Raw genomic sequence first — 12,654 nt, 5'->3', positions numbered from 1 at the left:
ACATTGCCCTCTTCACTGCTGGATCAGATCAAGTAACCATTGCGGCTGCACAAACAACCAGATGCATCCCAGTGATGTCACCACAATCGCTCCGAGAGAAAATAACGGTGCTTCTTTTATGCCTTGCACCGGGTTATTTTTAACCGGCATAAACGCCTGTACAGGAATCGACAGCAGATAAACAATATTCAGCAGCGAACTTAACATTAGCGCCACCAACAAAAACCACTGACTGGCGTCGATAGTCGACATCACTAAATACCACTTACTCCAGGTACCACCGGCAGGAGGTAAGCCAATAATGCTTAAACTGCCGATAAAAAATGCCACCATGGTCACCGGCATTTGTTTGCCTAAACCGCGCAACTCGCTGACCTGAGTTTTATGGCAAGCCACATAAATAGCGCCGGCACAAAAAAACAGAGTAATTTTGCCAAAAGCGTGCATGGCGATATGCATCGCGCCGCCGGTCAGGCTTAAAGACGTTGCCAGCAATGCGCCAAGCGTGATGTAACTCAGCTGGCTTACGGTTGAATAGGCCAGTCTGGCTTTAAGGTTATCCTGACGCATGGCAATCAATGAGGAGATAATGATGGTTACACCCGCCAGATAAAGTAACCACTGAGTGACATCAAGCGATGCCAGTAAGTCACCGCCAAAGATAAATCCACACACTTTTAATAATGAAAAGACCCCGGCTTTTACCACAGCCACTGCATGCAATAACGCACTGACAGGTGTTGGCGCCACCATAGCAGCGGGCAGCCAGCGATGAACCGGCATCAACGCTGCTTTGCCGATACCAAACACAAATAACACTAACAACACCGATGTCAGCACAGGGGAATCCAACTGACTCAAAATCCCCCCCTGCTGAAATGACAGCGTGCCGGTTAGCGACCAGGTAATGATGATGGCGGGCAGCAGCAATAATATTGAGGTCCCCAGCAAAATACTCAGGTAAATCCGCCCACCCGTTTTTGCCTTATCATTGCCAGCGTGCGTGACCAGCGGATAAGTACTTAAGGTTAATAATTCATAGAACAAAAACAGGGTGAACAGGTTTTCCGCCATGGCCACCCCCATCACACCCGTAATGGCAATGGCAAAACAGGCATAAAAACGGGTTTGGTTACTTTCGTTATGGCCGCGCATATAACCAATAGCGTACAAGGTGGTGACTATCCACAAAAAGCTGGCGACCAGCGCAAATAACACCCCATAAGGCTCAATCAGAAATGACAGACTCAACCCGGGCAAAATCTCCAGCCAGGTAACTTGTGTTGGCTGTTCACTGGCTAATGACTGATAACAGAATATCGCCAGACATAGCAGCACAACACCACCGGCGAGTGACACAGCCTCACGCATATTCGGTGAGTTTTTAGTTAAAACGATAGCGGGCACCAGCAACACAGGTAACAAAATCAGTATTTGCAGTGCTAATGAATATTCCATTACGACGCTCCGCTTAACAACTGTGCGCCCATCTCACTGAGTGTGACCGGCAGGCGGGTATCAATACCAAAATAAACATTGGCGATTATCAGTAACCACATCGCAATACTCATGGTAACGGGTACTTGCGGTTGCGACAGATGCCGGGTGTTGGAGGCGGTGTTTTTATCCGTAAACCAGAAGACTTCCACCACTTTCCAAACATAAATCGCGGCCAGAGCTGAGCCTGCTAACACCACAGCAACCAGCAACCAGCTTTGTTGTTCTATCGCGGCCTGTACTAAATACCACTTGCTAATAAACCCGGCGGTAGCAGGCATACCAATAAGACTAAGACCGCCAATCACAAATGCCCAAAAGGTTAACGGCATACGTTGCGCCAGCCCGCGTAGCTGAGAGGTGTCCACACTGCCCAGCCTTAAAGCAATCGTAGCTAATACCAAAAACAAACCACCTTTCATCAGGGCATGGTTAAACAAATGCAATAAGCTGGCTTGCAGTGACAGTAACGAACTCATGCCGATCCCCATCACCATATAACCGATTTGCGCCACACTGGAATAAGCCAGTAATCGTTTAATGTCAGTTTGGCGAATGGCAATCCAGGAAGCCCATAACACAGCCACACTGCCCAGAATCAACAGAACATGATTGCCAAGTTGGATAAAGTCGGCCCAGCTGGGAGAAAACACAAAAAAGTTGAAGCGTATCACCAGATACACCGCAACTTTGGTGGCAGTTGCGGCTAAAAATGCAGTAACCAGATTGGGCGCATGGGTATAGGCATTAGGTAACCAGTAATGTAACGGGAAAAGCGCTAATTTGAGGCCTACACCCACCATAATAAAGGCATAAGCACTGATAACCGCATTATTATCAGCAATGGCAGGTAAACGCTGTGCCAGATCCTGCATATTTAGAGTACCTGTCATCATGTACAGATAACCGATACCAATTAAAATAAAGGTCGCCCCAATGGTGCCCACGATTAAGTAACGAAACGCAGCCCATAAAGCACGGCGATCCTTATTTAGCGCGATAAGGCAGTACATGGATAACGACGAGATTTCCAGAAACACAAATACATTAAATGCATCACCGGTGGCAGCAATGCCCAGCAAACCGGCTAAACATAATAAATAGGCCACATAAAATAACGGGCGGCGATGTTCATCAATGTCGGTTAACGCAGTATCTTTGGCGGCAAGCAAAACCAGCGCGCCCATGGCAGACACAATAAGCAACATATAGGCATTAATAATATCGATACGATATTCAATGCCCCACGGCGCCTGCCAGCCTCCCAGTGCGTAACTAATTGGGCCTTGCTGATAAACCTGCAGTAACAACCCGATACTAATGGCACATGTCACCACCGAAATAAGTAACGACATCAGCCAGGTCAGGCGTGCTTTGCCTAACATGAAACATGCAGGGGCGCCCATCAGTGGCACCACAACCTGTAAAATTGCCAGATGACTAAACACTATTTGTCCTGCCCGTTAATGTCGCTTTCTTCCACACTGCCGTAACTGGCTTTAATGCGAATCACCAGTGCCAGCGCTAATGCCGTCGTGGCAATACCCACCACAATCGCGGTTAAGATAAGTACATGAGGTAAAGGATTGGAATACTGGCTATAACTGTCGTCCAGAATCGGCGCGGTGCCGCCAGCCACCTTGCCAACACTGATGTAAAAAATGAAAACCGCAGTCTGGAAAATGCTCAGCCCCACCAGTTTTTTTATCAGGTTTCCCTGCCACACCACGATGCCCAGACCTATCAGCAATAATGCGGCTACCGCCCAGTAATTAAACAGACCTGACATAAGGCTCATGATACCGCTCCTCTGCCGCCGAAGTTTCTGGCAAAGGTGTAGAAGAATAGAATCATCACGCTGGCAACCGTAATGCCGACACCCAGTTCAATCACCAAAATACCGAGATGCTGGCCAGTTTTTGGGTTAGCCGCGAGTGCATAATAATCCAGATAGTTGTGTCCTTTGAGTAAAGACACCAATCCCACGCAGCCATAAAGAAGCACACCCAGTGCGGCCAGCACTCTGACACTCATTTCGCTGATAACCTGCTGCACCACTTTCAAACCAAAAAACAGCGTATACAGCACCACACCAGCGGCAAAAATCACCCCGGCCTGAAAGCCGCCACCCGGACCATAGTCACCGTGAAACTGCACATACAAGGCAAATAACAAAATCGGCGGAATCAGAATTTTGCTGACAACACGTAATATCTTGTGCTCTTCGCGATCGATAATGCGATCAATCAAAAAACGCTTTTGATAAGAGCCACCTCCCAGTAGCGATAATACCCCCACACCGGCGGTAAAAATCACCACCACTTCGCCAAGCGTATCAAAAGCCCGGTAACTGGCTAAAACCGAGGTCACGATATTAGGAACACCAACTTCCACACCCGACTCTTCAATATATCTGGGAGCAACATGCTGGTGAACCGGTGCCAGCGCATCGCCGAACATGGGCATACCCAAGGTTGCCCAAACCAACAAACCACCCAAAACAGCACCGATAAAACCAATCAGCACAACCGGATAACGTCCGGCTTGTTGAAAACGCCCAACACTGGCCAGTGTAATCAGCATCAATAAAGGAGATATGCCGGCACCAACCGCGGCTTCAGTAAACGCCACATCCACCGCATCCATCAGCATAAAAAAGCTGGCACATAACAATCCATAAATACTGAACAGGATAACTGTCACCATTAAATCCTTGCTGCGCGCAATAAAACAGGCCACAACAATCAGCATGGATAACAGCACCACATTAATTATCAGTTCGATGATTTACCCCTCCTGTATCAATCTGCACCACAACAGCCTTTATCATTGCCCGGGTTTATCGTTGCTGGTATCCGGTTTGAGACCAGCTTTCCACGCCGCTTTTGCCAGTGCATGACTGGCGGTGGGGCTGGTTAGCAGCACAAATAACAGAATTAAGATCAGCTTGAGTAAAATCCCGCTGTGCTCAGACAACAGCATCAGCCCAAACAGAATCAGACTTGCCGCCAGCGTATCGGTGACACCCGCCGCATGAAGACGGTTATAGAAGTCAGAAAAGCGCAATACCCCCACCGCACCGGAAATAAGCAAAATACCACCCAACGCCATGCAAACACCGCTTAAAATGCTGATAAACAAATCCATCAGGTTTCATCCTCCGCTTTACCACCATGGGTAAATTCGAAGTAACGTAAAATACCAATCACACTGATGAAATTGATCAGGGCATAGATCATCGCGATATCCAAAAACTCGGGACGTCCGAATAAAAAACCCATCACCGCGATAAGCAGGACGGTTTTGGTCCCAAACACATTGGCCGCCAGCACGCGGTCAAAAACGGATGGCCCCTTAAAGGCACGGATTAGCGCCAGAACCATAACCAGCAACAAGGTAACAGTGATCACAGTTAACATGGCTTAGCCCTCCAGCTCAGTCACTTTGCGACTCATTTCGCCTTGTTGTAATTCGGTGATACTTTCCTGCGTTAATGCATGCACCAGCATTTGTGTGTTAGACAGCTCAACCACCAAAGTACCGGGAGTCAGGTTAACCGAATTGGCGTAAATGACCCGCCCCACGTCCGTCGACTGTTCAACAGGTAACCTTGCCAAAACTGCCGAGCTGGAACTATCTGATCGCCAGACACGCTTAACCACATCAATATTGCTCAGCACAATTTGTTTAATCAGCCACGCATAATAAGCAGGCAAACGCAGGGTGAGATGAAAGGGTTGTGACTCATGATCAATCACATCCATACGGTGACATATCCACGCCACCAGTAAGACCGAGAGCACGCCAAACGCAATAAGTAAAGGATCCCAGTTCCAGGAGTTTGCCCCCCAGATCACAGCAAGGGTAAAAATAACGCTAACGGTATGACGCGCAAAAATCTGTTTAGCCATATTTCACCTTATTCAGGACAACTGAAGTGACTATCCAGTACATTCTTAAGCAAAGTTTCCGGTAACTCGTTACCTGTCACTAAATCCAGTTCAGCAACTTTTATTTCAATTTCGGTGACAGCCTTATCCAGTGGAAAGGCCACACAATATTGTGCCTGTTTAATGCTTTTTATTGCCGAATTGCGACTGGGGGCACGGGTTTCAAAGGCACGTAAACCTATGCCCTCGGGCATGGTTCGGTGGGATACAACGTAGGGACTGGCACTTAAATAACCATAAATAAATGTGGCACAAGGCGACAATTCATCGTTATCCGATGCGACAGATTGTTTACACGACTCAATAAATCGTTGACCATTCATTAAAGATGCAGCCTGAGCCGACAATGAAAATCCCATTACAAACAATGTAATTAACAAACTTTTGACGATAAATGTGGCAGCCATGACAAATACACCCACCCTGTGAAAAGCCTGAAATAACTCTGCCACCAAAAATGTTAAAAATATTGTCAAAAGTATGAAAAAGTGTGCAGGTAAATCACATTTTGAGATACAGGCCCAAGTGTGAATAATGAAAGTGCAACAGGGTCAAATAACGGTTAGCTAAGGTCAGGTAATTAATGAATGAAAATAAAACCAGTATTCTGATAACCGATGATGATGAAGATATTTGTGAACTGGTGTCACAGTTATTAATCAGGAACAACTTTAACTGCACCACAGCCAGAAACGGTACCGAAATGTTTGCACGGCTGGCAGAAAAACAAATTGACCTGATCCTGCTGGATGTGATGTTACCCGGCAGAGATGGCATCGATTTATGTCGTCAGTTGCGCTCAGACCCCGGTATGCCCCCTGTGATTATGCTTACCGCCAGGGATGAAGAAATAGACCGGGTTGTAGGGCTGGAAGTGGGTGCCGATGATTATGTGGTAAAACCCTTTGGCAGCCGTGAGCTGATCGCCCGCATCAAAACCGTATTACGCCGTGTTCGTTATCAGCCCTCCGGCGCCAGTATTGGTACTTATTGTTTTGGCCAGTGGCAATACAATCCTGCACGTATGGAACTGATTGATCAGGAGCTAACCGTTACTGTGTTGTCCTCCAGCGAAAACGATATTCTGCTGGCACTGGTACAAAACCCAATGATCCCCCTGTCACGCGATCGGCTGTTAAGCCTGACCAAAGGCCGAAACAGCAGCGCCTTTGATCGCAGCATTGATTCACATATCAGTCGTTTACGCAGAAAGCTTAAAGATGACGCCAAAAGTCCGGAGATTATCCGCACTGCCTGGGGCGCGGGTTATATTTTTTCGCATAATGTCGATGTGCAATGACAAAATTCATCCCGGGCAATATTAAAAGCCGTGCCATATTGCTGTTATGCGGCACTTTTATACTGGCGCAATTTGTCAGTTTGCTGATTTATGAAAAGGCCCGCGACGACACCATATTGATGACAGAAGCCCACGATCTGGCGGAACGTATTACCGGCATAGTGGCACTGGCGGAAAAAATGCCGGATGCCAATCGCCGTGAGATTCTGCAGGCGGCACAAACCCAGTTTTTGTCTATGTATCCGGCGGTCAGGTCTACCAGTGAAATATCCTGTGAACAAAGCACGCTGGCCGAGGAGATGCTGGAAGATATGCATGCGGTTTTTAGCCAGCTAAAAGATCATCAACTGGATATATGCATACGTCAGTTATCATCACTGAACATGCTGCCTGCCAGTGATAACAACAAAGGGCTGGATGTGATTATCACCATTCAGTTTCCCGACCAGTCACAATCCATGTTTCACGCTGAATTACCAGTAAAAAGTACGCTGTTTGGCGATGTTGTGTTGTTCTATATCCTGATATTAACCGCCATTGCCTTGCTAACAGCCTGGTATTTTATTGTGCGTTTGTTACGCCCGATTGAAACGCTGGCAAGCGCAGCAGAAGAAATTGGTATTAATATCGATGCGCCCCCCATGCAGGAGAAAGGCGCGCGTGAAATACAAATTGCCGCACGTACATTTAATACCATGCAGGGCCGGATCCAGCGTTTAATTCATAGCCAGACTGAAATGCTGGCGGCGATCTCACACGACTTAAAATCAGCACTGACCCGTCTGCAATTACGCTGTGATCTATTAAACGATGATAAGGAACGCGAGGGATTAACCCGGGTTGTTGACGACATGAAACAAATGGTCAATTCGAGTATTGAGTTTATTCGTGGCAATAACTCCACCGAACAATACCGTAATACCAACTTTACCACGCTGCTGGATACCCTGTGTCAGGATTTAATCGATGAAGGCCTGCCGGTTATCTGGCATAACCATAACAACGAAATCGTGCTCAAATGCAGGCCGGTTGCTATACGTCGTGGTATTCACAATATTATCGACAATGCGATTAAATACGGCCAACAAGCACAAGTTTCCCTCAGCGCAGATGATAAACAGGTGAAGATCCGGGTACAGGACAAAGGCAATGGCATCGAGCCGGATAAGCAAGATTACGTATTAATGCCTTTTAGCCGCCTGGATAAGTCACGAAATAAAAAAACCGGCGGTTTGGGGTTAGGTTTATCCATCACCAAAAACATTGTGCTGGCACATGGCGGCCAGCTTACACTGCAAAATGCCGAGCAAGGTGGCCTGCTCGTTACTATCGTTTTGCCCTTGCCAGACCAATAAACCGATACAACCAACATACCACTTTACAACCGGGTGAAAACAAACCACACTGGAGCGCAATCGAAATATAACAATGATAAATACATGTTCGACACTCTTTCTTTTGCGCAAAAACAGCGTCTGGCTTACATCGACTTTTGCCTGTTATTTAAAGGCTCAATTTACCGTCAGGATCTGATTAACCGATTTGAAATTGGCTTATCGGCCGGCTCTCGCGATTTTGCTTTATATAAAGAGCTGGCGCCAGCCAACCTCAGCTACGACACCATTGAGCGCCGCTACTGCCAGACGGCCGAATTTAAACCGCTGTTTGAGCACGATGCGCGCCGCACCCTAACCAAATTAGCCAATGATATTTCCGATGGGTTTGATGCCATCGGTGATGTGCATTTTCCGGTGGAAGCGCCATCAAGTTTAAATGTGCCGGATATTTTTATTGTGGCCAGACTGGTACAAGCCATACTCAATAACAAAGCCGTAAGCATTATTTATACCTCCTTATCCAGTGGCTCAGCCGCGCGCGAACTGGTGCCTCACGCCATTGTAGATAATGGCCTGCGCTGGCACGTGCGCGCCTTTGATCGCAAAAGTAACAGCTTCCGTGATTTTGTGTTAACCCGCATTAGTAAGGTCACCCTTAAAAGCGCGCCCGGGCAACATGAACAGGCCGCAGCCGATACTGAATGGCAACGTTTAATCCCGCTGCAACTGGTGCCCCATCCCAAAAACGTTAAACACCCCACCGCGATTGAAATGGATTACGGCATGGAAAACAGCCAGTTATTAATTGAAGTACGCGCCGCCATGGCCGGTTATTTATTAAGACGCTGGAATGTGGATTGCACCGAACGCGGCACCTTAAGTGGCGCCGAATATCAGCTATGGCTGCAAAACCGTTTTACCCTGCGCAATGTGGATAATCTGGCCATTGCACCAGGATATAAGGACTAACCCTCAAATTTAAACGCAATACCTGGACTTTCAATAACGCAGTACTTTTAAACCAGCAGTAGGAGAAGTTATGAGCATAGCAGCCAGCCCCAAATGGACGGCAGTACCACAGCAAGGTTATCAGATTAATTCAACCGCCATCAGTGCCGATGGCAGCCGTTGTATTCTGGGTACATCACAGGAATATGACAGCGGTAATTTCAGTGTATTTTGTTATAACTCAGACAGTAATCAACCTGTCTGGCAGGATCCGATTGGCGATGAGTCCTATCAGGGTGTGTATTGGGTTGCCATTAGCGGTAACAGTCAATATGCCGCCGCCGGTGGGTCTGTGGGTGAAAAAGACAGCAGTAAAGGTTTTTTGCGCGCCTACGATGCCAGCAATGGCACTATTTTGCTGGATGAATCGTTAGACAGCCGGGTTAATCAGGTGGCAATGTCCGATTCGGGCGAGGTTATCAGTGCTATCAGCGGCAATTTTCTGAATGTGTATTGTTTGGTATCGGGTCGTTTTCAACTAACCGCCAGCCACACCTTCGACACTCAGTATTGTCAGTCGGGCGTTATGTCTGCAGATGGCCGCATTATGGTAGTAGGCACCACTCGCAGTTACGACGGCACCGAGGGCGCTGCGGGTCAGGTAGTGATGTTGGAATTTGCCAATAATAGTCTTAGCGTTAAAACCAGTTACGATGCCGATGTCGGTATTCAGCGGGTTGCGATTACCAGCGATGGTAGCTGGTGGGGTGCGTCCCGACATGATGGCCAGGCCATGGCGTTTAATAGTTCAGTATCGATTCCATCCGGCACACCGGTCTGGACTTATGCACCGGATAATCTGGATTTGGGCGTGGCCTATGCGTTTTCAATAGCTAAAGGCACCGACGGCAACGTCTATGCAGTATGTGGCGCCAACTTATACGGCAAAGCCTATGGCTGTTTGTACGCAGTACAAAGTCCAGCTAACACCACCAGCGCAACCAGCCCAACCCTGCAATGGCAATATACGCTGGATTACGATCCTAACCCCGGATTAAATATGGACAGCAATGCCACATTGGTGACGGCTACCGATGGCCAGCCCGAATCAGGTGGAAAAGAAAGTGCCGGTAACTTTTATCTGTTTGATCGCGCCACTGGCGATTTAGAATGGAAATTCGACACCACACTGATGAACTGGCCAATGGCAATCAGTGCCAATGGTAATGCCATTTTTGGCGCCAGTGATAATGGCACCGCTTACTATTGGGACAGTTAACTTTCGGTTGAGACACAACCTGGTTTGTGTCTCATTTTCTATCTTTATTTAAATATTGCATTTCACTCGCTCAGTAAATTAAATGGCATAGCTCTTGAATAATAGGTGTTTATCTATCTTGGATAACAATTTTTTGACAGCAGGAGCCAGCATGAATACACAGGCATTAATCCGTAATATTGAAGACCTTTCCGCCACCTTAAATCAAAAACAGTTAATCGCATTTCTGGATATTATGGATGCTCTGGCAGCTATGACTGCCGAAGCACAACAACTGGCTAAGCAACCTAACGTACCAAGCCTGACATCAGCCACCCCCGTAACAGGTGGCATGCATTAATCCGGATTGACTGGCGTTTTTTATATCCATAGTAAACGCCAGTAAATTTATCAGTATATTCACTTCATCTTATTTCACACGCGTTTTACCTGAATGGCATAGGATTGTTTTTACAGTTTTTTTATGCTGGTTTTAGACAAAAGAAAATCAGCCAACGTCAGGGAAACCCAATGTTAAAAATTCCAGTTAATCTGTGTTTATTGTTGTTCTGTTTTAACTGTGCAGCAGCTGATAAGAGTGAGCTTGATCTCTTTATTGACAAGGTTGTTGCACAATATGGCGGCGACAAACTGCACAACGCGCAAAGCCTGGAATTGGTGGAGCACTACAACGGTTTTCGTATGGGGCAAAGTTACAGCTTCGACCGAATTGACAAAGTTAACTATTCCGCGCAAACCACCATATTATTGCCCACTCAGCAGGTGGATTTTCGTTGGATAAGAAGTGCGGGCGCTGACTTTAGTATCCAACATCAACAATTTGATGGCGAGCTGGGCTATCAGGTTGATCATAAGAAACAGCAGGTTTCACAAGGCGGTATTTCTCTTGGCAATGTTGACCGTAATCACCTGATTAACCTCGATGCATATCTGGTATGGCTGCTCGATCGTAACCGCAGTAATGCAACAGATGAAGGTGAATTGCGTTCGCCTGATGGTCAGTTACATAAGATTACCTTTAAAGCGGGTAACTATCCTGAAATGACACTTTTCATCCAGTCCAAAAGTGGCACAGTATTAAAAATGCAGCGTAAACACTGGTTACCCAATACTTACTTTGTGCATGAGTTTAGCCAGCATAAACGTGATAAGGGCGTATTATACGCAGCAAGCAGCTATATTACCCGCGGAGGTCAGCCGTTTTCAGCCTCCAGTTCACGTCGTCTGACAATAAATAATCAACAAACCAAAAACCTTACTTTCCCGGCTTTTGCTATTCTCCCTTCAACTAAGGAAAGTGGCACTAGTAACGCAGTAGATAGCGCCACTTTTATTAGCAGAAAAGTAGCGGACAACTTGTATCAGGCAGGCAGTGGCTGGGGGTATTCACTGTTCTATGATGCGGGTGATTATTTTGTGGGCATTGGCGGCTATAAAGATTTAACCAAACGTTTTAATGCCATTCAGACCTTAACCAAAAAATCTAACCCACTGAAATACCAGATTTTTACCCATCATCATGCTGATCACTTAGGTGGGGTCAATGAAGCTGTCACCCTCGGTGCGCAATTGGTTACCGCACAAGAGCTGATCCCGGCCATACGTGATGCGGCGGCAACCCCAATTGCCGATAATCAGTTTGTTTTGGTCGATGGTGTACTTCATCTTGCTGATAATAAAATTAGTGTATTTCCCTTTAACAGTGATCATGCAAAAATGCACTTGGTTGCGCACTTCACTCCCGGCAATACCTTGTTCTCAGAGGATGTATATTACTCAAGACAACAGCAAGGCAGCCCACAAGGTTATGCCGATTTAGTCCGGTTAAACAGCGCGATGCAAAATGCCGGGGTCAGGGTGCAACACTATGCAGCCGCACACAGTCCAAGGGTGCTGGATCAACAAGATTTTGAGTATTCGCTTGCCAATATGGCACCAGAGAGTGACAAGCACTGTCCTGAAACCTGGTCGATTTGTCAAAGCTATTCTTTTTAAACTGCACCTTACAACTCAGGTCAATTCAATATACAACGCCGGCTTGATGCTGGCGTTTTTGTTGAAGTTAACATTATTAATTTATTGAATAACTTCACTGGTAATACTAAAGCGTTGCATATAAATGAATGCCGATTTAACGTTTAATAAAAATGGTTGCGGAAGCCTGACATCATCCACTGATGCACGTGTATCGCTTCACTCACTTCTGTCAATTCGGCATTATTGCGACGAAGTCTGCTTAGGTAACAATAGTTTTTCACCCGGTAAATGAGTTGCTACCAGATTTTATTTGTTATGAAACATTGGAATTCATCCCAAATCACGCTTTAATTGTTCAAAATTTAT

At 46.5% G+C, this 12,654-nt stretch carries 14 protein-coding genes; 6 read left to right on the top strand and 8 right to left on the bottom strand.

Annotation, left to right across the window (positions count from 1 at the left end; all coding sequences use genetic code 11):
- Nucleotides 1-12: 12 nt before the first annotated feature.
- From H8B19_RS06485 to H8B19_RS06450, 8 genes are all read right to left on the bottom strand, one after another.
- On the bottom strand, nucleotides 13-1,458 hold the full coding sequence (locus H8B19_RS06485) for a proton-conducting transporter transmembrane domain-containing protein (protein WP_186505990.1): 1,446 nt from the start codon (nucleotides 1,456-1,458) through the stop codon (nucleotides 13-15).
- Entirely contained in the window at nucleotides 1,458-2,945 is a 1,488-nt protein-coding gene (locus H8B19_RS06480; protein ID WP_186505989.1) for a monovalent cation/H+ antiporter subunit D family protein, read from the bottom strand. Before H8B19_RS06480 ends, H8B19_RS06485 begins: the two co-directional genes overlap by 1 nt.
- Nucleotides 2,945-3,295: a cation:proton antiporter subunit C gene (locus H8B19_RS06475; protein WP_186505988.1), complete on the bottom strand. Its 351-nt coding sequence runs from the start codon at nucleotides 3,293-3,295 to the stop codon at nucleotides 2,945-2,947. Before H8B19_RS06475 ends, H8B19_RS06480 begins: the two co-directional genes overlap by 1 nt.
- Nucleotides 3,292-4,248, bottom strand: a complete 957-nt coding sequence (locus H8B19_RS06470; RefSeq protein WP_241737511.1) for a Na(+)/H(+) antiporter subunit B — start codon at nucleotides 4,246-4,248, stop codon at nucleotides 3,292-3,294. Before H8B19_RS06470 ends, H8B19_RS06475 begins: the two co-directional genes overlap by 4 nt.
- Before the next feature lie 75 nt (nucleotides 4,249-4,323).
- On the bottom strand, nucleotides 4,324-4,644 hold the full coding sequence (mnhG, locus tag H8B19_RS06465) for a monovalent cation/H(+) antiporter subunit G (RefSeq protein ID WP_186505987.1): 321 nt from the start codon (nucleotides 4,642-4,644) through the stop codon (nucleotides 4,324-4,326).
- On the bottom strand, nucleotides 4,644-4,916 hold the full coding sequence (locus H8B19_RS06460) for an MrpF/PhaF family protein (protein WP_186505986.1): 273 nt from the start codon (nucleotides 4,914-4,916) through the stop codon (nucleotides 4,644-4,646). The genes mnhG and H8B19_RS06460 overlap by 1 nt, the downstream gene beginning before the upstream one ends.
- Before the next feature lie 3 nt (nucleotides 4,917-4,919).
- Entirely contained in the window at nucleotides 4,920-5,408 is a 489-nt protein-coding gene (locus tag H8B19_RS06455; protein ID WP_186505985.1) for a Na+/H+ antiporter subunit E, read from the bottom strand.
- 8 nt (nucleotides 5,409-5,416) lie between these two features.
- Nucleotides 5,417-5,854 carry a hypothetical protein gene (locus H8B19_RS06450; RefSeq protein ID WP_186505984.1) on the bottom strand — a complete coding sequence of 146 codons (438 nt, stop codon included), beginning with the start codon at nucleotides 5,852-5,854 and terminating at the stop codon, nucleotides 5,417-5,419.
- Between the two features lie 176 nt (nucleotides 5,855-6,030).
- Here H8B19_RS06450 and H8B19_RS06445 point away from each other — a divergent pair, with 176 nt between their 5' ends.
- From H8B19_RS06445 to H8B19_RS06420, 6 genes are all read left to right on the top strand, one after another.
- On the top strand, nucleotides 6,031-6,747 hold the full coding sequence (locus H8B19_RS06445; RefSeq protein WP_186505983.1) for a response regulator: 717 nt from the start codon (nucleotides 6,031-6,033) through the stop codon (nucleotides 6,745-6,747).
- Nucleotides 6,744-8,102, top strand: coding sequence for an ATP-binding protein (locus tag H8B19_RS06440; RefSeq protein WP_186505982.1), 1,359 nt, complete (start codon nucleotides 6,744-6,746; stop codon nucleotides 8,100-8,102). Before H8B19_RS06445 ends, H8B19_RS06440 begins: the two co-directional genes overlap by 4 nt.
- 84 nt (nucleotides 8,103-8,186) lie before the next feature.
- Nucleotides 8,187-9,053: a WYL domain-containing protein gene (locus H8B19_RS06435; RefSeq protein WP_186505981.1), complete on the top strand. Its 867-nt coding sequence runs from the start codon at nucleotides 8,187-8,189 to the stop codon at nucleotides 9,051-9,053.
- A gap of 70 nt (nucleotides 9,054-9,123) precedes the next feature.
- A complete protein-coding gene (locus tag H8B19_RS06430; protein ID WP_186505980.1) occupies nucleotides 9,124-10,311 on the top strand; it encodes a PQQ-like beta-propeller repeat protein in 1,188 nt (395 codons plus the stop codon).
- Nucleotides 10,312-10,462: 151 nt separating this feature from the next.
- Nucleotides 10,463-10,651: a hypothetical protein gene (locus tag H8B19_RS06425; RefSeq protein ID WP_186505979.1), complete on the top strand. Its 189-nt coding sequence runs from the start codon at nucleotides 10,463-10,465 to the stop codon at nucleotides 10,649-10,651.
- A gap of 170 nt (nucleotides 10,652-10,821) precedes the next feature.
- Nucleotides 10,822-12,306: an MBL fold metallo-hydrolase gene (locus H8B19_RS06420; RefSeq protein WP_186505978.1), complete on the top strand. Its 1,485-nt coding sequence runs from the start codon at nucleotides 10,822-10,824 to the stop codon at nucleotides 12,304-12,306.
- The last annotated feature ends 348 nt before the right edge of the window (nucleotides 12,307-12,654 follow it).

This window comes from Neptunicella marina, assembly GCF_014270035.1.
Taxonomy (GTDB): Bacteria; Pseudomonadota; Gammaproteobacteria; order Enterobacterales; family Alteromonadaceae; genus Neptunicella; species Neptunicella marina.
The sequence above is the reverse complement of the archived record's forward strand: the minus strand, read 5'-3'. Positions and strand labels throughout refer to the sequence as shown.

Bases quoted from the DNA above. Each gene is read 5' to 3' on its own strand.
- H8B19_RS06460 (WP_186505986.1), bottom strand. From the start codon at position 4,916: ATGTTAACTGTGATCACTGTTACCTTGTTGCTGGTTATGGTTCTGGCG.
- mnhG (WP_186505987.1), bottom strand. From the start codon at position 4,644: ATGGATTTGTTTATCAGCATTTTAAGCGGTGTTTGCATGGCGTTGGGT.
- H8B19_RS06430 (WP_186505980.1), top strand. From the start codon at position 9,124: ATGAGCATAGCAGCCAGCCCCAAATGGACGGCAGTACCACAGCAAGGT.
- H8B19_RS06445 (WP_186505983.1), top strand. From the start codon at position 6,031: ATGAATGAAAATAAAACCAGTATTCTGATAACCGATGATGATGAAGAT.
- H8B19_RS06455 (WP_186505985.1), bottom strand. From the start codon at position 5,408: ATGGCTAAACAGATTTTTGCGCGTCATACCGTTAGCGTTATTTTTACC.
- H8B19_RS06470 (WP_241737511.1), bottom strand. From the start codon at position 4,248: ATGCTGATTGTTGTGGCCTGTTTTATTGCGCGCAGCAAGGATTTAATG.
- H8B19_RS06435 (WP_186505981.1), top strand. From the start codon at position 8,187: ATGTTCGACACTCTTTCTTTTGCGCAAAAACAGCGTCTGGCTTACATC.
- H8B19_RS06450 (WP_186505984.1), bottom strand. From the start codon at position 5,854: ATGGCTGCCACATTTATCGTCAAAAGTTTGTTAATTACATTGTTTGTA.
- H8B19_RS06485 (WP_186505990.1), bottom strand. From the start codon at position 1,458: ATGGAATATTCATTAGCACTGCAAATACTGATTTTGTTACCTGTGTTG.
- H8B19_RS06475 (WP_186505988.1), bottom strand. From the start codon at position 3,295: ATGAGCCTTATGTCAGGTCTGTTTAATTACTGGGCGGTAGCCGCATTA.
- H8B19_RS06425 (WP_186505979.1), top strand. From the start codon at position 10,463: ATGAATACACAGGCATTAATCCGTAATATTGAAGACCTTTCCGCCACC.
- H8B19_RS06420 (WP_186505978.1), top strand. From the start codon at position 10,822: ATGTTAAAAATTCCAGTTAATCTGTGTTTATTGTTGTTCTGTTTTAAC.
- H8B19_RS06440 (WP_186505982.1), top strand. From the start codon at position 6,744: ATGACAAAATTCATCCCGGGCAATATTAAAAGCCGTGCCATATTGCTG.